General features: G+C 64.0%; 17 protein-coding genes. 7 read left to right on the top strand and 10 right to left on the bottom strand.

Annotated elements, in window-relative coordinates:
* Nucleotides 1–152: 152 nt before the first annotated feature.
* Entirely contained in the window at nucleotides 153–1,223 is a 1,071-nt protein-coding gene (gene queG / locus IZU87_RS05145) for a tRNA epoxyqueuosine(34) reductase QueG (protein WP_213113932.1), read from the top strand.
* A gap of 45 nt (nucleotides 1,224–1,268) precedes the next feature.
* Here the strand turns inward: queG and orn are convergent, their stop codons facing one another.
* Complete coding sequence (gene orn, locus IZU87_RS05140; protein ID WP_213113892.1) at nucleotides 1,269–1,841, bottom strand: oligoribonuclease; 573 nt, start codon at nucleotides 1,839–1,841, stop codon at nucleotides 1,269–1,271.
* Nucleotides 1,842–2,024: 183 nt separating this feature from the next.
* Between orn and rsgA the strand changes: the two genes are divergently transcribed.
* Nucleotides 2,025–3,035: a small ribosomal subunit biogenesis GTPase RsgA gene (gene rsgA, locus IZU87_RS05135; RefSeq protein WP_043335189.1), complete on the top strand. Its 1,011-nt coding sequence runs from the start codon at nucleotides 2,025–2,027 to the stop codon at nucleotides 3,033–3,035.
* A 129-nt stretch (nucleotides 3,036–3,164) separates the two neighbouring features.
* Here the strand turns inward: rsgA and IZU87_RS05130 are convergent, their stop codons facing one another.
* Nucleotides 3,165–4,499: an NCS2 family permease gene (locus IZU87_RS05130; protein WP_153635353.1), complete on the bottom strand. Its 1,335-nt coding sequence runs from the start codon at nucleotides 4,497–4,499 to the stop codon at nucleotides 3,165–3,167.
* A gap of 600 nt (nucleotides 4,500–5,099) precedes the next feature.
* On the opposite strand from IZU87_RS05130, the gene IZU87_RS05125 reads away from it, so the two are divergent.
* A complete protein-coding gene (locus IZU87_RS05125) occupies nucleotides 5,100–5,963 on the top strand; it encodes a sulfurtransferase (RefSeq protein WP_213113891.1) in 864 nt (287 codons plus the stop codon).
* Nucleotides 5,964–6,254: 291 nt separating this feature from the next.
* Entirely contained in the window at nucleotides 6,255–7,172 is a 918-nt protein-coding gene (gene asd, locus IZU87_RS05120; RefSeq protein WP_213113890.1) for an archaetidylserine decarboxylase, read from the top strand.
* A gap of 487 nt (nucleotides 7,173–7,659) precedes the next feature.
* Here asd and IZU87_RS05115 read toward each other — a convergent pair whose 3' ends face one another.
* Together IZU87_RS05115 and efp are read right to left on the bottom strand one after the other, a co-directional pair.
* A complete protein-coding gene (locus IZU87_RS05115) occupies nucleotides 7,660–8,745 on the bottom strand; it encodes an EF-P lysine aminoacylase GenX (RefSeq protein WP_213113931.1) in 1,086 nt (361 codons plus the stop codon).
* A 226-nt stretch (nucleotides 8,746–8,971) separates the two neighbouring features.
* Nucleotides 8,972–9,538, bottom strand: a complete 567-nt coding sequence (gene efp / locus IZU87_RS05110; RefSeq protein WP_043335182.1) for an elongation factor P — start codon at nucleotides 9,536–9,538, stop codon at nucleotides 8,972–8,974.
* A 91-nt stretch (nucleotides 9,539–9,629) separates the two neighbouring features.
* On the opposite strand from efp, the gene epmB reads away from it, so the two are divergent.
* Entirely contained in the window at nucleotides 9,630–10,835 is a 1,206-nt protein-coding gene (gene epmB / locus IZU87_RS05105) for an EF-P beta-lysylation protein EpmB (RefSeq protein ID WP_213113889.1), read from the top strand.
* 125 nt (nucleotides 10,836–10,960) lie between these two features.
* On the top strand, nucleotides 10,961–11,320 hold the full coding sequence (locus IZU87_RS05100; RefSeq protein WP_043335180.1) for a 5-carboxymethyl-2-hydroxymuconate Delta-isomerase: 360 nt from the start codon (nucleotides 10,961–10,963) through the stop codon (nucleotides 11,318–11,320).
* Nucleotides 11,321–11,430: 110 nt separating this feature from the next.
* Here IZU87_RS05100 and IZU87_RS05095 read toward each other — a convergent pair whose 3' ends face one another.
* The 6 genes from IZU87_RS05095 to pgi form a co-directional block, all read right to left on the bottom strand.
* On the bottom strand, nucleotides 11,431–11,679 hold the full coding sequence (locus tag IZU87_RS05095) for a TIGR02647 family protein (protein ID WP_043335179.1): 249 nt from the start codon (nucleotides 11,677–11,679) through the stop codon (nucleotides 11,431–11,433).
* 241 nt (nucleotides 11,680–11,920) lie between these two features.
* Nucleotides 11,921–13,132 carry a phosphoserine phosphatase SerB gene (serB, locus tag IZU87_RS05090; RefSeq protein ID WP_054557084.1) on the bottom strand — a complete coding sequence of 404 codons (1,212 nt, stop codon included), beginning with the start codon at nucleotides 13,130–13,132 and terminating at the stop codon, nucleotides 11,921–11,923.
* A gap of 106 nt (nucleotides 13,133–13,238) precedes the next feature.
* On the bottom strand, nucleotides 13,239–15,515 hold the full coding sequence (gene parC / locus IZU87_RS05085) for a DNA topoisomerase IV subunit A (protein ID WP_213113888.1): 2,277 nt from the start codon (nucleotides 15,513–15,515) through the stop codon (nucleotides 13,239–13,241).
* 107 nt (nucleotides 15,516–15,622) lie between these two features.
* Complete coding sequence (gene parE / locus IZU87_RS05080; RefSeq protein WP_043335172.1) at nucleotides 15,623–17,503, bottom strand: DNA topoisomerase IV subunit B; 1,881 nt, start codon at nucleotides 17,501–17,503, stop codon at nucleotides 15,623–15,625.
* 214 nt (nucleotides 17,504–17,717) lie between these two features.
* The gene (locus tag IZU87_RS05075; protein ID WP_233593451.1) at nucleotides 17,718–18,470 is read right to left on the bottom strand and encodes a YqiA/YcfP family alpha/beta fold hydrolase; all 753 of its coding nucleotides are present in this window, start codon (nucleotides 18,468–18,470) and stop codon (nucleotides 17,718–17,720) included.
* Nucleotides 18,471–18,733: 263 nt separating this feature from the next.
* A complete protein-coding gene (gene pgi / locus IZU87_RS05070) occupies nucleotides 18,734–20,437 on the bottom strand; it encodes a glucose-6-phosphate isomerase (RefSeq protein WP_054557080.1) in 1,704 nt (567 codons plus the stop codon).
* Nucleotides 20,438–20,641: 204 nt separating this feature from the next.
* Here pgi and cmoA point away from each other — a divergent pair, with 204 nt between their 5' ends.
* Nucleotides 20,642–21,388, top strand: coding sequence for a carboxy-S-adenosyl-L-methionine synthase CmoA (gene cmoA / locus IZU87_RS05065; protein WP_213113887.1), 747 nt, complete (start codon nucleotides 20,642–20,644; stop codon nucleotides 21,386–21,388).
* Nucleotides 21,389–21,419 lie beyond the last annotated feature (31 nt).

Below are 21,419 nucleotides of genomic sequence, written 5' to 3'. Positions count from 1 at the left end.
TCAGGCAGCACGCTTGGGCTGACCGGCAAGTTGCGCTAAGGTGGCGCGCCTCTGTCCTCGATCTCGCTGGAACCCCCATGTCTGCTCCGCACTCATCCACCGCCACCGCTTCACCTGCCGACACCGGGAGCCCCGCTGCCGATGAAAAGGCCATGGCGGAACTGGCAACGCGCATCAAGACATGGGGGCGCGAGCTGGGTTTTCAGCAGGTCGGCATCACCGATGTCGACCTCTCGGTCCACGAGGCCTATCTGGAGCGCTGGCTGGCCAACGGCCATCACGGCGAGATGAACTTCATGGCCAAGCACGGCACCAAGCGGACTCGTCCTGAGGAGCTGGTGCCCGGGACACTGCGCGTCATCAGCGTGCGCCTCGATTACCTGCCGCCTGAGGTCGAGACCACTCAGGTGCTCAGCCAACCTGAACGCGCCTATGTGTCACGCTACGCGCTGGGGCGTGATTACCACAAGCTGATGCGCAAGCGACTGGCCAATCTGGCCAAGCAGATCGAGAAGGAAGTCGGCAAGTTCGGCTATCGCGCCTTCGTCGACTCCGCCCCGGTGATGGAGCGCGCCCTGGCACAGAAGGCCGGCATCGGCTGGTTCGGCAAGAACGCCATGCTGATGAATCAGCAGGCCGGCTGCCTGTTCTTCCTGGGCGAACTCTACACCGACCTGCCCCTGCCGGTGGACGCCCCCTTTGAAAAGGAACACTGCGGCAGCTGCAACGCCTGCAAGGTCGCCTGCCCGACGGATGCCATCGTCGAAGACAAGGTCGTCGATGCGCGGCGCTGCATCTCGTACCTGACCATCGAGCTCGATGGCGCCATCCCCGAGGAATTCCGTCGCCCGATGGGCAACCGCATCTACGGCTGCGATGACTGTCAGCTGTTCTGCCCCTTCACGCGCTTCGCCAAGGCGACCCAGGAGACTGACTTCTCGCCGCGCCATGATCTGGATCGCATCGAGCTGATCCGCCTGTTCTGCTGGGGGGAGCAGGAATTTCTCAGCAAGACGGAAGGCAGCCCGATTCGACGCATCGGCTACGAGAAGTGGCTCTCCAACATCGCCATCGGACTGGGCAATGCGCCCTGGTCGGAACAGGTCGAGCATGTGCTGCGCGCCCGTCTGGCCTACCCCAGCGAGCCACTGCGCGAGCATGTGCGCTGGGCGCTGAAGGAGCAGGCCATCAAGCGCGGCGCCCGCCTGGCCACCGCGCTTTGAGAGCCGTTGCCTCGTGGGCTATCGCTTTGAATTGAGGAACGATACTTAGACGATGCCCTGCTGGGTCAGCTTGAGGAAGGTCTTGCGGTAATGCGCAAGCTCCGCCAGTGACTCACGGATATCGTCCATCGCCTGGTGGGTCGCACGCTTCTTGAAGCCGTCGAGCGCGGCCGGATTCCAGCGCTTGGCCAGCTCTTTCAGGGTCGAGACATCGATGTTGCGGTAGTGGAAGAATTCTTCCAGCAACGGCATCTCGTGCTGCAGGAAGCGGCGGTCCTGATGCACGCTGTTGCCACACATCGGCGAGGCGCCTGCCGCCACGTGCCGGGCCAGGAACTCGAGGGTCTGGCGTTCGGCTTCGGCGGTATCTATCTGACTTTCCTTGACGCGCTTCACCAGCCCGGATTCACCATGGGTGCGCGTGTTCCACTCATCCATCGCCTCCAGCAGGCTGTCCGACTGATGCACGGCCAGCACCGGGCCTTCGGCGATCAGGTTGAGGTCGCCGTCGGTGACCAGCGTGGCCACCTCGATGATGCGCTCACGCGCCGGGTCGAGACCGGTCATTTCCAGGTCGATCCAGATGAGGCGGTCGGCCTGCGCGGTGGGATTTGCCATGGGTCACTCCTTGCTGAGCAGATGATGGAATGGCGCGGGACGCCAGTCGATGACAGCAGTATCACACGCCATCCCGGGGCGTCGCACGACACCCGAGGGCGCAAAGGGTACAATCGCGCCGCAAAGGGGGGAAGACTCTCCCATCCCTGGCGAACGAACGGCGACCGGAGTCACCAGCCAAGCATGAGTAAACGCAAGCTAAGCCGCCAGCAGCAATGGCGAATCGAGAAGGTGCAGGCCGAGCGTACCAAACGCGCCGAAAAGCGCGAGACGCAGGACCGCGACAAGCTCGACGCCGGCGAATATGGCCCGGAGCAGCATGGCCGTGTCATCGCCCACTACGGGCGCAGCCTGGAAGTCGAAAGCGAATCCGGCAGCCTGCACCGCTGCCACCTGCGCGCCAACCTCGAGACGCTGGTCACCGGTGACCGGGTCATCTGGCGCGAAGCCAGCGATGCCAGCGGCGTCGTCGTCGCGCGTGGCGCACGCACCACCGAGCTTGAACGCCCCGACATGCGCGGCGTGCTCAAGCCGGTGGCGGCCAACATCGACCAGATCCTGATCGTGTTCGCCGCCGAGCCCGCCCCGCAGCCCAACCTGATCGACCGCTACCTGATCGCCGCGGAAGCCACCGGCATCACACCGGTGCTGGTGCTCAACAAGGTCGACCTGCTGCCGGAAAGCGGCGGTGAGCTGCGCGACCTGCTGGCGCGCTATGAAGCGCTCGGCTACGAAGTCGTCGCCTGCACCACGCGTGGCGAGTCAGGGCTCGATGCCCTCAAGGCCCAGCTCAGCGATCGCACCTCGGTATTCGTCGGCCAGAGTGGCGTCGGCAAGTCGTCCCTGATCGGCATGCTGCTGCCCAGGGAAGAGGTTCGCGTCGGCCCGCTGTCGGCCGAATCACGCCAGGGCATGCACACCACCACCACCGCCTGGCTCTATCACATGCCGGATGGCGGTGACCTGATCGACTCGCCCGGCATTCGTGAATTCGGCCTGGTACACCTGACTCCCGAGCAGGTCACCGACGGCTTCCGCGAGTTCCACGACTATCTCGGCTATTGCCGCTTCCGCGACTGCAAGCACGAGAAAGAGCCGGGCTGCGCCCTGCTGCAGGCCGTGGACAACGGCGAGATCGGCCGCGTGCGCTTCGAGAGCTACAAGAAGATCCTGCTCTCGCTGACCGAGAGCTGATCAGGCGCTATCAAAAAAGCCGTCAACAAAAAGCCCCGCCAGGCAGTCACTGCCTGGCGGGGCTTTTTCATGCTCGAGGCACTCGAGATACATCACAGCCTCGAGACACATCACTGCCGCTTTCGAAACCTAGCCTTCCAGCAACAGCAGCAGTGACAGCGCGAACAGCACCCACATGGTCGGGCGAATCTCGCGCGCCTTGCCGACGCCGAGCTTGATGACCACGAAGCTCAGGAAACCGAACACGATACCGTGGGTGATGGAATAGGTCAGCGGAATCATCACCATGGCGATGAAGGCCGGAATCGCATCATCGAACTGGTGCCAGTGGATCTTGCCGATCGGCTCCATCATGAACACGCCGACCAGAATCAGCGCCGGGGCAGTCGCGATGGACGGCACCAACGACAGCAGCGGCGCCAGGAACAGGAACGGCAGGAAGCAGAGCGCCACCACCACCGCGACCAGCCCGGTGCGTCCGCCCTGACTGATACCGGCCGCCGATTCGATGTAGGCATTCGCCGGGCTGGTGCCGAGTGGCGCGGACACCAGCGCCGAGAAGGCATCGACCATCATCGAGCGACGGATATTGCGCGGGTCACCATTCTCGTCCTTCAGATTGCCCGCTTCGGCCACCGCCATGAAGGTCGAGAGCGCGTCAAAGAACACCGTGAACAGGATGACGAAGATGAACGGCGCATAGGCCACCTTGAGCGAACCGAGCAGGTCCAGCGCCAGCAGGCCGCTGAAATCAGGCGCAGCGAAGATACCGGTGAAGTTGACCAGCGTCGGCTGAGCGATCTCCGGCGGGAAGTAGGCGCTGCCATCCCCCCACAGACGCCCGATGGTGGTCGCCATCAGGGTCGTGACGATGATGCCGATGATCAATGCGCCGTGGATGCGCTTCGCGACCAGGATGGCGGTCAGCGCCAGCCCCAGCAGGAAGACCACCAGCGAGGGCGTCATCGGCGCGACACTGACCACGGTGACCGGATTGGAGACGATCAGCTTGGCATTCACCAGACCGATCAGGGTGATGAACAGGCCGATACCACAGGCGATGGCGTAGCGAAGCTGAGCGGGAATCGCATCGATCACCAGGCGGCGCACGTTGAACAGGGCCAGTACCGCGAAGATGACGCCGGCCCAGAACACGCAGCCCAGCGCGACCTCCCAGCTCATGCCGCCGCCCAGCACCATGGTGTAGGCGAACAGGGCATTGATGCCCATGCCCGGCGCGACCAGGATCGGGTTGCGCGCGTACAGGCCCATCATCAGGCTGCCGAAGAAGCTGACCAGCACGGTCGCCGTGAGGGCAGCACTGAATGGCACGCCGGCGGCTGACAGGATGCCGGGATTGACCACGATGATGTACATCGACGCCATGAAGGTGGCGATGCCCGCCAGCACTTCCGTGCGCGTCGTGGTGCCTTCGGCACGCAGTGAGAATAGGCGCTCGAGCAAGATGATGACTCCCGTTCAGGATGAAGCGATTGAGTAGCAGTTCAGCGTCGACGGGTCGCCGACACGCTGCACCGAAATGACACACGTTGAGCGCCCGTACCGCACTAGATGAGTGCAGCAGCGCCACTGGCGATAGACAGTGTATTGCCTGGGGCCGCGAAGAGAGTGTTCCCGAGGGCCAGAATGTGGCATTCGCCTCAGGCCCGCTGCACTGAAACAAGCGCTTCTTTCGACAAGACCTACTGGATCTACTGGCTGCTGGGTGGCCTCGTCAGCTGATCAGAAGGCTGTCCAGAAGGCTGTCCAGAAGGTCAGGTCATGGCGCGCACTGTGCCCTGCTGGCACACGCGTCGTCCACGTCTGTGCCGTTATGCGTTCGCACTGGGCATTCACACGCTCGCCCCGGAATGTGACGCGCGGCATTATACTGAAAACATGTCGTTTCAGGGGACAAAATGGCAAGGAATCTGGCGCGGTGACACTTCGCCTCGCCGCAGTCACTTGATTGCATCTCTTGATCGCAGTGACTTGACCACAGTGCCAGCCGACGTGCCATGATGCCGGAAGGATCACTCTCTTCGTAGAAGCAAGGATTACGCCATGTCTCACGATTCTTCACACCCTTCCCCCTCGGAAGCCGACCTGCTGCCCTTGATCGTCGAACCGCAGCAGCTCGCGGAGATGCTCGACCATCCTGATATCGTGATCGTCGACGTGCCACTGAAAGCCCAGAGCCATGCGCGTCATGTGCCCGGCGCTCGCCTGCTCGACTTCAAGCAGCTGGTCGGCAGCAATGACGACGACATTCCCGGCGTGCCGAGCCCCGAGGCACTGTCTGGCGTGATGTCAGCCCTTGGCATCACCCGCGACAGCCATGTGGTGGCCTATGACGATGAAGGCGGCGGTTGGGCCGGACGCTTGCTGTGGACCCTGGCGCTGCTCGGCCATACCCGCTACAGCTACCTCAATGGTGGCCTGCACGCATGGCAAGGCGATGGCCTGCCGCTGAGTGACACCGCCAGCGACTGGAGCCCCAGCGAGTATCACGCCGCCTACATGGACACCAACGTGATGGCGACGCGGGAAGACATTCTCGATCGACTGGCGGCCGAGGACCCGCAGGAAAGCGTCGTGGTCTGGGATGCGCGCTCCGCGGAAGAATATCGCGGCGAGAAGGGCCAGAACGCCCGCCTCGGCCATATCCCGGGCGCCGTGCATTTCGAGTGGACCGAGGCCATGGACCGTGAGCGCAACCTGCGTATCCGCGACTATGCGGAGCTGTTGACCGAACTGGGCGCTCGCGGCCTCAACCCCGAACAGCACATCGTGACGCACTGCCAGAGCCATCACCGCTCCGGCCTGACCTGGCTGGTGGGTCAGGCGCTGGGCTTCAGCGATGTACGCGCCTATCCGGGCTCCTGGAAGGAATGGGGCAACCGTGATGACACGCCCATCGAACGCTGACGACTGATAATGGGCTGAAGGCGCTTGATATCGGGCTGAAGGCTTCTGGCGGCAGCCTGAGACGGGCCTATCGAGCGCCAGCACGCCAATGCAGGCCATGCCGGGATGACACGCATGGCCTGCCTGGCAACTGTCGCCAGGCCCACGGCTGCGGCAATCCGCAGGCTTGAGCCGTTATTGACGATGGGCTAAGGTGCAGCCCAACTGCTGGCCGCCGCTGTTGCCGGCCAACGCCCGCCCTCTCGAGGAGCGGGCTTTTCATTCCTGAAAGTGCCTGCAAGGATCGCCATCGTGGATCGCGCCAAGCTGTTTTCCCTGAGCCAGTACCCACTGCCCCAGCACCTGATCTCACGCCTCATCGGCCGTGTCGCCGCCTGCACCAATCCGTGGGTCAAGAACACCTTCATCGAGCGCTTCATCAAGGCCTACGGCGTCAACATGAACGAGGCGCTCGAGGAGAATCCGCGTGCCTACGCCTGCTTCAATGACTTCTTCACCCGTGCCCTGAAGGCGGACGCCCGCCCCATCGGCGAAGGCCTGGTGTCACCGGCCGATGGCGTACTGTCCCAGTTCGGCAACATCGAACACGGCACCCTGGTACAGGCCAAGGGTCAGGCGTTCTCGCTGACTCAGCTGCTGGGTGGCAGTGAAGAGCGCGCCGCTCCCTTCCGCAACGGCCGCTTCGCCACCGTCTATCTGTCACCGAAGGACTACCATCGCGTCCATATGCCGGTGGCCGGTCGTCTGGTCGAGATGGCTTACGTCCCGGGGCGCCTGTTCTCGGTCAACGAAGCCACTGCCAAGCACGTGCCGGGCCTCTTCGCGCGCAACGAGCGCCTGGTGTGCATCTTCGAGACCGAGCATGGCCCGATGGCCATGGTGCTGGTGGGCGCGATGATCGTCGCGGCGATCAAGACCGTCTGGTGTGGTCAGATCACGCCGCTTTCCGGTGATGTCGAGACGACCCGTTTCGATCAACTCATCGAGCTGGCACATGGCGCCGAGATGGGCCGCTTCCAGCTCGGCTCCACCGTGGTGATGTGCTTCCCGGACAGCGTCGAGTTCGATGACGCCCTGACACCGGGCCAGAAGGTCAGCATGGGTCAGTCACTCGGCATGCGCCCGTCTGCGACAGCACCGGCCCCGACCGAGCCAGAAGAGCATGCGACAGAGACGGCGCAGGACACGCCGACCACAGACGAGAAATAAGGTCAGGCATGGCGCAGCGCGAGCACGACACTCGTGCATAAAGCCCGCACATGAAACCCGGGCATAAAAAAAGGGAAGCCCCTGGCTTCCCTTTTTAACGACAGGAGACTGACCGCGCTCCTCGCCTTCTTGCCTTGCCCCGCGATGAACGCTGCCATCGGGGTGATCACTACCTTCAGTGCCCAAACAGATCAGAGTCCTCCATGACGGGCGTCACGCTCTCACGACGCGACTGCCGGATGATGCCTCGAAGGCTCCGAGGGTTCGAGCCATCATCTGTCGCCTTCTTTCACCATGCCCGATAAAAGAAGACCCGCTGCGACCATTGCCCTGGTCCTGCCATCACCTTGTCTGCGGGCTTCGCAGGCAAGCGCCAACCCTCCACGCTGACTTCTCCAGTCTAGTCGACGCACGCTCGGCAAGCGTGTTGGCAATAAACGCTGGGATTCACGCAAATCACATCGAAAGCTGCCTCTCATGTCGGCTCTCAAGCACGTGTTGCCGGAAAAGCGATCACCGCCGAGATATCGCGCTCTCCCAGCGCCAGCATGATCAGACGATCCAGCCCCAGCGCCACCCCGCTCCCCGCGGGCATTCCCGCCTGCAAGGCCGCCACCAGGCGCTGGTCCGACGCTACCTCAGGCAGTCCCTGGGCGACTCGCGCGGCATTGTCTTCGGCAAAGCGCGCCGCCTGCTCACTGGCATCGGTCAGCTCGTCATAGCCGTTGGCCAGCTCGATGCCCGCCACATAGGCCTCGAAACGCGACGCCACCCAATCACCCTCACTGTCCTGATGCTTGCGCGCCAAGGCGGCCTGTGCGGCCGGGTACTCGGTGACCAGCTCCACGGTGGCTTGTCCCTGCGCTCCTATCCCCTGTGACCCTCGCCCCTGCGCTCCTGCGCCCTGTGCCCCTGAGCCAAGAGTCGGCTCGATCACCAGGCTCATCAGTGCATCCAGGCAGGTCTCATGCGACCAGTCGTCAGCCGCGACCTCACATTCTCGCGCACAGGCGGCTCGTAGCTCCTCAAGCGAGGCCGTGAAGGGGTCCAGCGCCAGCACACGGCGAAACAGCGCACGGTAAGGCGTGATGGCAGGCCTGGCCTGGGCGCCTTGTGACTCATTGAGCAACAACGGCTGACCGGTCAACTGTGCCCCGAGCGCCATCACGCGCCGGATCAACTCGCAGGTCTCCGTCATCAGCGCCTCAAGGCTCATGCCGGGGCGATACCACTCCAGCATGCAGAACTCGGGATTGTGGCGGCGGCTGACCTCGCCATCGCGGAAGGCACGCGCGATCTGGAAGATCGGCCCGCTGCCGGCCGCCAGCAGTCGCTTCATGTGAAATTCCGGCGATGTCTGCAGCCACAGCGGCACGCGCTCACGCTCGCCCGGCAGCTGCGCGCTCAAGGACAATGACGCGAGACCGACATCCGTCGAACCGGCCTGCCCCAGCACCGGCGTTTCCACCTCCAGCACCTCACGCTCGGCGAAGAAGGCGCGCACCTCACTGATCAGACGCGCGCGCTGAACGAGCCGCTCGCGCGTGGCAGTGGGCGCCCAGTCCTCTGCCAGGGCAGCGCCTGGCGCGGCAGCGGCTGAGAGAGGTGAAGCAGCGGCGGAAGAATCGGCATCAGACATGGACAGGCTCGAGGAAGGGATCAGCGGGAGACGCTGGCCAATCGCGAGGGCTGATCGACACGATCACTCTGCACGACTGACCAGCACGAATGAGGAGCACAAACGATGATGCCCCGCACGAGGCGAGGCATCAGGGTGTTCACGACGTGAGCGAAAGGGCTCAGGCGCGAGACACGTACTCGGCGCTGCGGGTATCAACCTTGAGGACTTCGCCCTGGTTGATGAACAGCGGCACACGCACCACGGCACCGGAAGACAGGGTCGCCGGCTTGGAGCCACCGTTGGCGGTGTCGCCCTTGAGGCCCGGGTCCGTCTCGACGACTTCCAGCTCGATGAAGTTCGGCGCGGTGACGGCGATCGCGTTGTCGTTCCACAGCGTGATGGTGTAGACGACCTGCTCTTTCAGCCACTTGACCGTGTCGCCCAGCGCCTTGCCATCGACAGCGTACTGCTCGAAGGAGCCATCGGTACGCATGAAGTGCCACATCTCACCGTCGGTGTAGAGGTATTCCATGTCGACTTCCATGACATCGGCGGCTTCGATGCTCTCGCCGGACTTGAAAGTACGCTCCCATACACGACCGGTCTTCAGGTTGCGCAGCTTGACGCGGTTGAAGGCCTGGCCCTTGCCCGGCTTGACCAGTTCGTTATCGACGATGGCACAGGGATCATTGTCCAGCATCACTTTCAGACCGGACTTGAATTCGTTGGTAGAATAGTTGGCCATCTTGCTCGCTCTCGACTCGTTAACGGGTCTTGCCCGCCATGAATTCCAGATTGCAGTCAATTGGCTGCAATCATGACTAGAAGTGATGCGCATGATAACCCGAACCCCTGCATCCTTGCATACCATCCCGCACACCAGCCACGAAAGTCGTGCCTCAGAGGCCTTCTCATCTGCCGCTGAAGCCCCGTCTGCCCCGAATGACTGGCGTGCACAGCTGCGCGACGTGATCCGCTCTCCACAGGCCCTGCTGGAGCGCCTGGGGCTGGAGCGCGAGTGGCTGCCGGGCGCCCGCGACGGCCATGAACTGTTCGCGATCCGCGTGCCCGAGGCCTATGCCAGCCGCATCCGCGCCAATGACCTCGACGACCCACTGCTGCGCCAGGTGCTGCCGCTGGACGCCGAGACCGATGTGCTCGACGGCTACGTCACCGATCCGCTGGAAGAGGCTGAACATACGCCGCTGCCGGGGCTGATCCACAAGTACACCAATCGGGTGCTGCTGATGGCCAGCGGCGGCTGCGCGATCAACTGCCGCTACTGCTTCCGCCGTCACTTCCCCTATGACGACCATCAGCCCAGCCGCGCGCAGTGGCAGGATATCCTCGACTACCTGCGCGCCGACGAGCGCATCCGCGAGGTGATCCTGTCCGGCGGCGACCCGCTGGTCTCCCCCGACAAGCGCCTGGCGTGGCTGGTGGAGTCGCTGGGCGAGATTCCGCATCTCAAGCGCCTGCGTATCCACACGCGCCTGCCGGTGGTGATTCCGGACCGCGTCAATGACGAGCTGCTCGGCTGGCTGGGTGCCACGCGTCTGCAGAAGGTGCTGGTCATTCACACCAACCATGCCAACGAGCTGGACGACGCCGTCGCTGCCGCCATGACTCGCCTCAAGAACGCCGGCGTCACCCTTCTCAATCAGGGCGTCATCCTGCGCGGCGTCAATGACAGCGTGGAAGTGCAGACGGCCCTCGCCGAGCGCCTCTTCGAGTGCGGCGTACTGCCCTACTACCTGCATGCCTTCGACCCCGTGCAGGGCGCCGCCCACTTCGCGGTCAGCGATGAAGAGGCCTGCAACCTGATGGAAGCGCTGCTTGAGCATCTGCCCGGCTTCCTGATGCCGCGCCTGGTACGTGAAGTGCCCGGCCGACGCTCCAAGACACCTCTATCCAATCCCCCTGTGTCCAAAACACATCCGGGAGTCGACGCCGCCGCCACTGGCCCTTCGGCGTCTTCCCCTGCGGGCGACGAGCGCGAGCCATCATCGCTCAACCTGACAGGCATCATCGCCAGCGCGTGAATGGCGCCTTGGCAGCGTGAGGCAACAACAGGCGGCGTCCTGCACAAAATTTGCTACTATCGCTGGCCAATTTCATCATCGGCACACGCCCCGAGAGGCGTGGCCATGCTCAAGGAGCCCATCACATGCCTCATCTCGTCATTGATTATGCCGACAGTCTGGCCCCCAGCCTCGACATGGACGCGATCATGGATGACCTGCATGCCGCTGCCATGCAAAGTGGCCTGTTCAAGGAAACCGACATCAAGGTGCGCGCGGAAAGCTGGCGTCACTGGCGTCTGGCCGGCAATCAGGCACCGCTGGCGCACAAGCACGGCTTCGTCAACCTGCACTGCCACCAGCTGGAAGGCCGCAGCGATGACGACAAGTCGCGCCTGGCGGATATCCTGATGGAGGCCCTCAAGCCTCACTGCGAGGCGGCCCGCGAAGTCAGCGTGGAGATCGTCGAGATCACCCGCGCGACCTATCGCAAGCACAAGGCCTGAGCGCACAGGTGACTCACCGCCCCTGAGACCGCAGACAAAAACGCCCCGTGGCCGAAAGCCACGGGGCGTTTTTCCTTCTCGCGATCAGCGATTCAAGCCAGTGGACGAACTCAGGTGCCCGTCATGGCCATCGGGACGTGAAGCAGGTCATTGAGACGATGGGCGTGTTCGGCGGCCTCACGGCCCACCGACGTCAGATAGCCGCCATCCGGCAGCGTGGTCAACCCCTTGGCATGCAGACGCTCGGCGGCGGCCACCATGTCGGGACTGGCATCGTGGCGAATCTTCAAGCCCTTGAGGGCGGCATCATGCGGAAACAGGCACAGCAGGTGCAGTTCATCGTCATAGGGTGACGGCATGGGCAAACTCCTGACGGCGTGGCGAGTGGCGTTTCAGTATGGCGTCAACTGACGAGCGACGAGTCGTCGGCGCTTCCCCTCCAGTCTAGCCCTCACACCCGAAAGCGCATTGCTGCTTTGGGACTACTCTGCGACCTGATGACCAGACGACAACGCCCCCCATCGCGGCGGCGATGGGGGGCGTTGTCACTCACACACTGGCTTGTCACTCAGCGCAGGCGTTCAGCGGCTGAATCACGGATCAGTGCTCGAGATCCTGCTGGCGATAGCCCATCAGGTAGAGCACGGCATCCAGGCCCAGAGTCGAGATCGACTGGCGCGCCTGTTCACGCACCAGCGGCTTGGCGCGGAAGGCGATGCCCAGCCCCGCCTCGGCCAGCATCTTGAGGTCATTGGCACCGTCACCGACGGCGATGGTCTGCTCCATGCGCAGGCCATGACGCTCGGCGATCTCGCGCAGCAGCAGCGCCTTGCGCTCGGCATCGACGATCGGCTCGCGCACTTCACCGGTGACCTTGCCATTGACGATCACCAGCTCATTGGCGTGGATCTCATCGAAGCCCAGCAGCTGCTGAAGATGACGCGCGAAGTAAGTGAAGCCGCCGGACAGGATCGCGGTGCGATAGCCCAGCGCCTTGAGGTTGGCCATCAGGCGCTCGACCCCATCCATCAGCGGCAGATTGGCGGCGATATCGGCCAGCACCGATTCATCCAGGCCTTCCAACTTGCTCATGCGTTCGCGGAAGCTTTCCTTGAAGTCCAGCTCGCCCCGCATGGCCCGCTCGGTGACTTCCGAGACTTCCTCGCCGACACCGTGACGACGCGCCAGCTCGTCGATCACCTCGGTCTGGATCAGCGTCGAATCCATGTCGAAGCAGATCAGGCGACGATGGCGACGCCAGATATCGTCTTCCTGGATCGCGATGTCGACACCGTGCAGCGCGCCCAGCGCCAGCGCCTTCTCGCGCAGGGCGTTGATGTCGGTGTCACTCTCCGGCAGGCGCAGCCAGCACTCGACACAGGCGCCTTCGGCCGGTGACTCGCCATCCAGCGGCTCACGCCCCGACAGACGATGCATCAGCTCGACGGTGATGCCGAATTCGGCTGTCAGGCCACCGACCTCGGCCAGAATGCCGGCCGGCAGACACGGCGCCAGCAGCGTCAGAATCCAGCGCGGGCGCTCCGCCTGATGGCTCCAGCGCGCGTATTCCTCAGCACCGACCTGCACGGCCTGCACATCCAGCCCCAGCTGTTCACCGGCGGCGGCCAGCGCGGCCTCCAGGTCGGACTCCGCGCCGAGAGCCACCAGCGCTTCCAGCGACACCAGCCCGAAGGTCACGCTCTGATTGATGTCCAGCAGTCGTGCGCCGCTGCGCGCCAGCGCCTGACCAAGCCCTGCCAGCTGTCCTGGACGAGCCGTACCGGTGGCACGGATCAAGATACGTTGTGTCATTGGAAAATCATTCCTGAGCAATGAATCATCAAGGTGTCGCCCACGGGACATGTCGGCGTCAACGCCGACGCACCTCAGCTAACAAGCCAGGCCATCCGGCCCGGATTCAACTATCGACGGCCAGACGGTCGACCTTCTGGAAGCCCTTGGGCAGCTTGCTGCCACGGCGGCCACGCTCGCCACGATAATAATCGAGATCCGCCCCCTTGAGCAGGGTCTTGCGCTTGCCGGCATGCACCACCAGGGTCGCACCAGCGGGCAAGACCACCAGCGAGCGCACGAACTCCTCGCGGTTGGCGGCGCGTTCGCCCGGAATCGACAGCATCTTGTTACCCTTGCCCTTGGACATCTCGGGCAGCTCGGAGAGCGGGAAGACCAGCAGGCGCCCTTCGTTGGACACCACCGCCACTTCCAAGGCCGCGGGCGCGCCATCGGCAGCCTCCGGCACTGTCGGCACCTCGACCGGTGACAGCACCGCACAGCCGCGCGGCAAGGTCAGCGCTGCCTTGCCGGACTTGTTCTTGCCGGTGAGCTGTTCGAGCGTGGTCACGAAGCCATAGCCGCCATCGGAGGCCAGCAGATAGCGCGCGGAAGGCGCATCGAGCAGCAGCCCGACCATCGCCGCCCCCGCCGCTGGATTAATGCGCCCGGTGATCGGCTCGCCCTGCCCGCGTGCACTGGGCAGATTGTGCGCGGCCAGGGTGTAGGCACGCCCGGTGTCATCCAGCAGCACCAGCGGCTGATTGGTCTTGCCACGCGCCGCCAGATGGAAGCGGTCGCCGGCCTTGTAGGACAGGCCTTCGGGGTCGATATCATGCCCCTTGGCGGCACGGATCCAGCCCTTCTCGGACAGCGCGACGGTGATCGGGTCGGCGCCCATCAGCTCGACTTCCGACAGCGCCTTGGCTTCACCGCGCTCGACCAGCGGCGAGCGACGTGCATCACCGAAGTCGGTGGCGGCCTGCTCAAGCTCACTGTCGATCAGGTCCGTCAGTGCTTCGTCATTGCCCAGCAGATGCTTGAGGTGCTTGCGCTCGCGCTTGAGCTCGTCCTGCTCGCCACGCAGCTTCATCTCTTCAAGACGCGCCAGGTGACGCAGACGCAGCTCGAGGATCGCCTCGGCCTGACGCTCGGAGAGCTGGAAGGTCTCGATCAGGCTGGCCTTGGGGTCTTCCTCCTCGCGGATGATGCGAATCACCTCGTCGAGATTCAGATAAGCCGTCAGCAGACCCTCGAGGATATGCAGACGGTCCTCGACCTTGGCCAGACGATGCTCGAGGCGGCGACGCACGGTGGCACGACGATAGCGCAGCCACTCGGCCAGCATCTCGTGCAGCGCCATCACCCGCGGGCGCCCCTTGAGATCGATGACGTTCATGTTGACGCGCGCGTTCTTCTCGAGGTCCGTGGTGGCGAACAGGTGCGCCATCAGGCCTTCGATATCGACACGATTGGAGCGCGGCTGAATCAGCAGGCGCGTCGGGTTCTCGTGGTCGGACTCATCACGCAGGTCCGCGACCATCGGCAGCTTCTTGGCCTGCATCTGGGCGGCGATCTGCTCGATCACCTTGGCGCCGGAGACCTGATACGGCAGCGCCGTGATCACGATATCGCCCTCTTCCAGCACGTAGCGGGCGCGCATCTTCACGCTGCCACGACCGGTGCGATAGAGCTTGGCGAGATCGGTGCGCGGCGTGATGATCTCCGCCTCGGTGGGGAAGTCCGGTGCCGGCAGGTACTCCATCAACTGATCGCTGTCGGAGTCCGGATGACGCAGCAGATGGCGCGTGGCGGCCACGACTTCATGCACGTTGTGCGGCGGGATGTCGGTCGCCATGCCCACCGCGATACCGGTGGTGCCGTTGAGCAGCACATTGGGCAGACGCGCCGGCAGCACCTTGGGCTCGTTCATGGTGCCATCGAAGTTGGGCACCCAGTCGACGGTGCCCTGGGAGAGCTCGGACAGCAGCACCTCGGAGTACTTCGACAGCCGCGATTCGGTGTAACGCATCGCCGCGAAGGACTTGGGGTCATCCTGGCTACCCCAGTTGCCCTGGCCATCCACCAACGGATAGCGATAGCTGAACGGCTGCGCCATCAGCACCATCGCCTCGTAACAGGCACTGTCACCGTGCGGGTGGAACTTGCCCAGCACGTCGCCGACGGTACGCGCCGACTTCTTGTACTTGGCGTTGGCCGTCAGGGACAGTTCGCGCATGGCGTAGACGATGCGGCGCTGCACCGGCTTCATGCCATCGCCGACATGCGGCAGGGCGCGGTCGAGAATCACGTACATCGAGTAGTCGAGGTACGCCTTTTCGGTGTAGTCGCGCAGGGCCAGACGTTCGACGTCACCCTCCGCGACCTGGATATCCATGCTCATGGGCGCTTGACCTTGATTACGAGCGTAAAACCGGGGAGCGCCTGACTGTGGCGCTCCCGAAAGAATGCTGTCGCGCAGCTTGTCTGCTCTTGCAGCTCAACCGATGATCAGACCTCGATATCGGCCATGTTGCCGTAGTCCTCGAGCCAGCTCTTGCGATCACTGGCGCGCTTCTTGGCCAGCAGCATGTCGAGCATCTCGTGGGTGCCGTCATCCGCACTGCGCGTCAGCTGCACCAGACGGCGGGTGTCCGGTGCCATGGTCGTTTCCCGCAGCTGCAGCGGATTCATCTCACCCAGACCCTTGAAGCGCTGCACGTTGGGCGTGCCACGCTTGCTCTCGAGCTGCTTGAGGATGTGCGCCTTCTCGCTCTCGTCCAGGGCGTAATGCACTTCCTTGCCCAGGTCGATGCGGTACAGCGGCGGCATGGCGACGAAGACGCGCCCGGCATCCACCAGCGCCGGGAAGTGACGCACGAACAGCGCGCACAGCAGCGTGGCGATGTGCAGACCATCGGAGTCGGCGTCCGCCAGGATGCAGACCTTGTGATAGCGCAACTTGGTGAGGTCATCCGAGCCCGGGTCCAGGCCGATGGCGACCGCGATGTCGTGGACTTCCTGGGAGGAGTAGATGTCATGCGACTCGACTTCCCAGGTATTGAGGATCTTGCCACGCAGCGGCAGGATCGCCTGGGTCTCGCGGTTGCGGCCCTGCTTGGCGCTGCCGCCGGCGGAGTCGCCCTCGACCAGAAACAGCTCACTGTCGGCAGGGTCGGAGCTTGAGCAGTCCGAGAGTTTGCCCGGCAGCGCAGGCCCGGAGGTGACCTTCTTGCGCGCGACCTTCTTGGCGCTCTTCAGGCGGCGCTGGGCCGCCGAGATCACCAGTTCCGCCAGTGCTTCGGCCTGATCGACATGGTGGTTGAGCCACAGCGAGAAGGCGTCCTTGACCACGCCGGAGACGAAGGCGGCGACGCTGCGTGAGGACAGACGCTCCTTGGTCTGGCCGGCGAACTGCGGATCGAGCATCTTCACTGACAGCACGAAGGCTGCGCGCTCCCACAGGTCATCCGCGCTCAGCTTGACGCCACGCGGCAGCAGGCTGCGGTAGTCGCAGAATTCCTTGAGCGCCTCGAGCAGACCGGAGCGCAGGCCATTGACGTGGGTGCCACCCAGCGGCGTGGGGATCAGGTTGACGTAGGGTTCCTGCACCAGCTCGCCGCCTTCCGGCAGCCACTGGATCGCCCAGTCGACCCCGTGCTCCTCATCCTCGAAATGGCCGACGAAGGGCGATTCCGGCAGGCGTTCGAAGCCATCGGTGGCGCCGAGCAGGTAATCGCGCAGGCCATCCTCGTAGTGCCAGGTCGTCTCGCTGCCATCGGTCTCGATGAGCACGACCTTGAGGCCCGGACACAGCACGGCCTTGGCACGCAGCAGGTGGCGCAGACGCGGCATCGCCAGGCGCGGGCTGTCGAAGTAGCTCTCGTCCGGCCAGAAGCGCACCAGGGTGCCGGTATTGCGCTTGCCGACGGTGCCGATCTGGGTCAGCTCCTCGGCCTTCTCGCCATTCTCGAAGGCGATGCGCTGACGCAGGCCATCGCGGCACACTTCCACTTCCAGACGCGTCGACAGCGCATTGACCACCGAGACGCCCACGCCGTGCAGGCCGCCGGAGAAGCGATAGCTGTCCTGGGAGAACTTGCCCCCCGCGTGCAGCTTGGTGAGGATCAGCTCGATGCCGGTCACGCCATGCTCGGGGTGGATGTCGGTGGGCATGCCACGACCGTCATCGCCGACCTCGATACCGCCATTCTCGAGCAGGCGCACGCGGATTTCCTTCGCGTGCCCCGCCAGCGCCTCATCGACGGAGTTGTCGATGACTTCCTGCGCCAGGTGGTTGGGCCGAGAAGTGTCGGTATACATGCCGGGCCGCTTGCGGACCGGTTCGAGGCCGGAGAGGACCTCAATGGAACTGGCGCTGTACTGACTCATCGCAGCCTTGTGTCCTTGGTGTTGACGTCCGCCATCCGACTCGCCATTTCACGTGCGCGAGACGGACAACGGATTCCTGAAAAATGAGAGACCGGCGCCTGGCGTTCAGCATCGAACGCCCTGCCATGTCGTGCCAATCCATGTCGTGCCAAGAGGTGCCGTGCCCAGCCAGGTCGTGGTGTCTCGTAGCAGAAAGCACCACGCGCATGACCTGCTAGTCCGGCGCGACATGCATCGCCGCTGCGGTGGCGGGGGCCAGCCGGTGCCCGCCATGCGCCATGATCGCCGGCAGGTATTCCGCCAGCTGCGCAAAGCCGTGATCGCCACCCGGCGTGATGATCAAGCGACTTCCCTGATAGAGCCCTGCGGCATCATTGACATCCAATGTCTCATCGGCCGTCGCCAACAGCACCAGGGTGCGCTGCGCCGTGACCGGCTCCGCTTCCAATGCGAGCAGTCCGGGCCCGAAATCCTCGGTGACGGTGAACGTCACGCCGGTATAGGGGTTGGCATGCACCGAGCCGAGCCATTCGCTGACCAGTCGCGCGGGACGCACGGCCGGATTGATCAGCACACTGCGCGGCCCCTGACGCCAGACGCTCTGAGAAGGACCAGCCGGCCCCTCGAGGCGTGCGGCCTCACGCGCGACCAGCCAGGTGGCCAGGAAACCGCCCATGGAACTGCCGATCACCATGATGGCGTCGTCACAGGCAGGGTCTGCGGGGTCCAGCGCCAGGCGCTCACACAACGTGAGATAGGCCGCGTTGACCGCCGCCTGACCCGCGCCGGGCTCCGGGGGGATGTCCGGCATCACGCACGGCAGGCCGAACTGCTCTGCCGCGCGCTGCATCAAGCGTGCCTTGGGCGAACAACTGGCCGAATTGAAGCCGTGCAAGTACAGCAGACCCTTGACGGGCGCGGTGGCGTGCATCGCTGCCGTATCTGACGGAAAGGGGGAATTGGCCATCAGCACTCCCGACAACACGTCAGACCGCGAAACCTCCCCTCCCACGCCTCAAGATGGCTGGGCATCTCACGAGCGTTCATACGCTGGAAGCAGGGTTTTCGACGTTCCGCGTCGTGCTGTCTAGTGTAAACGATTGATTCGCTTATAGGATAGCGAGAATACTGTATAAATCAACAGAGAGCGACGACTGACGTCGCCGCTCGTCTTCCATGGCATATCAGCATGCCCTCACTCACACACTCTCACTCACATCCACTCTGGGCTCAGCGTGGGTCCTGATCCTGCGCTGCCCACACCGCTTCGATCAGCGCACGACTGGAGGCATCCAGCGTCTCGAAGCCTTCGCCGGTAGTCATGGTCGCTTCGGTGGCGGTGGCGATCTGCTTGCCCAGCTCCACGCCCCACTGATCGAAAGGGTTGATATCCCAGATGGTGGCCTGAACGAAGACCTTCTGCTCGTAGAGTGCAATCAACGCACCCAGCGTTTCCGGTGTCAGCGTCTCCAGCAGCAGCGTGGTCGACGGCTGATTGCCACGGTAGCGCTTGTGGTTCGGCTGCGCCTCATCACCGGGGATGGCGTCATCGCCCAGCATCAGTACACGTGACTGGGCGAAGCAGTTGGCCAGCGTCAGGCGGTGCTGTGCCTTGAGGTGGGCGCGTGTCTCGGCGTCCTCGACGTGATCATAACGGCACATCGGCGCGATGAAGTCACACTCGACCGCCTGGGTGCCCTGATGCAGCAGCTGATAGAAGGCGTGCTGGGCGTTCGGCCCCAGCTGGCCCCACAGCACCGGACAGGTCGAGTAGTCGATCATCTCGCCATCGTTGGTCACCGACTTGCCGTTGGATTCCATCTCCAGCTGCTCGAGGTAGCTTGCGAAGTATTCCAGACGACCGTCGTAGGGCAGGATGGAATGGGCGCGGATATCGAGGAAGTTGTTGTTCCAGATACCGGCCAGCGCCAGCAGCACCGGCAGATTGTCTTCCAGCGGCGCGGTGCGGAAGTGCTCATCCAGCTCATGCGCCCCGGCCAGCAGGCGACGGAAGTTGTCCATGCCGACATTGAGGGCGATGGGCAGCCCGATGGTGCCCCACAGCGAATAGCGGCCGCCGACCCAATCCCAGAACAGCAGCTGATGTTCCGGCGCGATGCCCCACTCGGTCATCTTCTCCGGCTTGGCGGAAGCGCCGATGAAGTGCTGGCGGTTGATCAGCGCTTCCAGGCGCCCTTCCGGGTCGAGGCGTGATTTGAGCCAGTCGCGCGCGGTGCGGGCATTGGACAGCGTGTCGATGGTCGAGAATGACTTGGAGGACAGGATGAACAGCGTGGTTTCCGGGCTGAAGGACTCCAGATAATCCGCCAGCTGGGAGCCATCCATGGTCGAGGCGAAGTGCACGCCGATCTCGTGGATGTCCTTGGGACGGCAATCGCTCAGGGCGCTGGAGACCATCAGCGGGCCCAGGTCCGAGCCACCGACACCGAGGTTGACCACGTCGGTGATCGGCTTGCCGGTGGCGCCGCGCCACTGGCCGCTGTGGAAGGTGTCGACCATCTCGGCCAGGTGCTCGAGGCTCTCGTGGATGGCCGGCACGATATCCTCGCCGTCCACCTCGAGGCTGGCGGAGCGCGGCAGACGCAGCGCGGCGTGCAGCGCCGGACGGTCTTCGGAGCGATTGACATGCTCACCGGCCAGCAGGCGCTTGATGCCCTGCTCGACGCCGGTTTCGCGCGCCAGATCCAGCAGCAGCTCCAGGGTCTCGCCCTTGAGGCGCTGCTTGGAGAGATCCAGACGCAGCCCCGCGGCAGAGCGCGTGAAGGTCGCCACTCGGTCACGCCCTTGCGCCGCATCCTCGGCGAACAGGTCCTTCAGATGCACATCGGCCATCTGCTCTTGATGATGGCGCGCGAGAGCCTGCCAGGCCTGGGTATTACGACGCGCAGAACGTGCCGCTGATTGAGTGGACATGGCCACCTCTCTCCTTGAAGTGTAATGACCGGCCCTGCATGGCCCGGCCTGAAATCGATTGATGGAGGCATCACCCGCCGGCCGTGACGGGTGCGTCACGGGCGCCGAATGCGTAGAATGGCGGGCCCGACGGGGCGCTCTGCCCGGCCGGTCCTCGGCCACAGGCATGTCGCCCTGGCCCACTGCCCGATGAAGCCTTGATCCATGAGTGATGCATCTTACCGTGACGCGATATTTACGACACCCCTTGACCGTGTCGCCAGCTTCTCCTTCGACGAGCAGGTCGTCAGCTGCTTTCCGGACATGCTGCGCCGCTCGGTGCCGGGTTACGGTCAGATCATCGCCATGCTGGGCCTGATGGCCCGCGCTCACCTGCGTCCCGGCGCGCGGGTCTATGATCTGGGCTGCTCACTGGGTGCTGCCAGCATGGCGCTGGCCCGCGAGATGGCCGCCGAGGATATCGAGATCGAGGCCGTCGATCTGTCCAGACCGATGGTCGAGCGCGCCAGCCGCGAACTCGCCGAGGCCTTCCCCGACCATCGCATCAACGTCACCGAAGCCGATATTCGCACCCTCGACTATCAGCCGGCCGGCATGATCGTGGTCAATCTGACGCTGCAGTTCCTGCCGCCGGAAGATCGCGACGCCGTGATCGACAAGCTGTTCGCGGCACTGGAACCCGGCGGCGTGCTGATCCTCTCCGAGAAGATCATCAGCGATGATCCGGTCGAGAATGCCTGGCTGATCGAACGGTATCATGACTTCAAGCGCGCCAACGGCTACTCCGATCTGGAAATCTCCCAGAAACGTGAGGCCCTCGAGGACGTGATGAAGCCCGACAGCCTGAGCACGCATCACGAGCGCCTGGCGCGCGCCGGCTTCCAGCGCAGCCATACCTGGCTGCAATACCTGAATTTCGCATCGATGGTCGCCTTCAAAGCCGCCGAATGACCGCCACGCCTGCACGGACCCGACCCAGCGC

The organism is Cobetia sp. MC34 (assembly GCF_018340035.1).
Classification (GTDB): Bacteria; Pseudomonadota; Gammaproteobacteria; order Pseudomonadales; family Halomonadaceae; genus Cobetia; species Cobetia amphilecti.
Note: the sequence above shows the minus strand (reverse complement) of the source record. Positions and strands in the feature narration are given on the sequence as shown.

Bases quoted from the DNA above. Each gene is read 5' to 3' on its own strand.
- IZU87_RS05075 (WP_233593451.1), bottom strand. From the start codon at position 18,470: ATGGCCAATTCCCCCTTTCCGTCAGATACGGCAGCGATGCACGCCACC.
- pgi (WP_054557080.1), bottom strand. From the start codon at position 20,437: ATGTCCACTCAATCAGCGGCACGTTCTGCGCGTCGTAATACCCAGGCC.
- queG (WP_213113932.1), top strand. From the start codon at position 153: ATGGCGGAACTGGCAACGCGCATCAAGACATGGGGGCGCGAGCTGGGT.
- epmB (WP_213113889.1), top strand. From the start codon at position 9,630: ATGATAACCCGAACCCCTGCATCCTTGCATACCATCCCGCACACCAGC.
- cmoA (WP_213113887.1), top strand. From the start codon at position 20,642: ATGAGTGATGCATCTTACCGTGACGCGATATTTACGACACCCCTTGAC.
- rsgA (WP_043335189.1), top strand. From the start codon at position 2,025: ATGAGTAAACGCAAGCTAAGCCGCCAGCAGCAATGGCGAATCGAGAAG.
- orn (WP_213113892.1), bottom strand. From the start codon at position 1,841: ATGGCAAATCCCACCGCGCAGGCCGACCGCCTCATCTGGATCGACCTG.
- IZU87_RS05100 (WP_043335180.1), top strand. From the start codon at position 10,961: ATGCCTCATCTCGTCATTGATTATGCCGACAGTCTGGCCCCCAGCCTC.
- IZU87_RS05125 (WP_213113891.1), top strand. From the start codon at position 5,100: ATGTCTCACGATTCTTCACACCCTTCCCCCTCGGAAGCCGACCTGCTG.
- parC (WP_213113888.1), bottom strand. From the start codon at position 15,515: ATGAGCATGGATATCCAGGTCGCGGAGGGTGACGTCGAACGTCTGGCC.
- parE (WP_043335172.1), bottom strand. From the start codon at position 17,503: ATGAGTCAGTACAGCGCCAGTTCCATTGAGGTCCTCTCCGGCCTCGAA.
- efp (WP_043335182.1), bottom strand. From the start codon at position 9,538: ATGGCCAACTATTCTACCAACGAATTCAAGTCCGGTCTGAAAGTGATG.
- serB (WP_054557084.1), bottom strand. From the start codon at position 13,132: ATGACACAACGTATCTTGATCCGTGCCACCGGTACGGCTCGTCCAGGA.
- IZU87_RS05095 (WP_043335179.1), bottom strand. From the start codon at position 11,679: ATGCCGTCACCCTATGACGATGAACTGCACCTGCTGTGCCTGTTTCCG.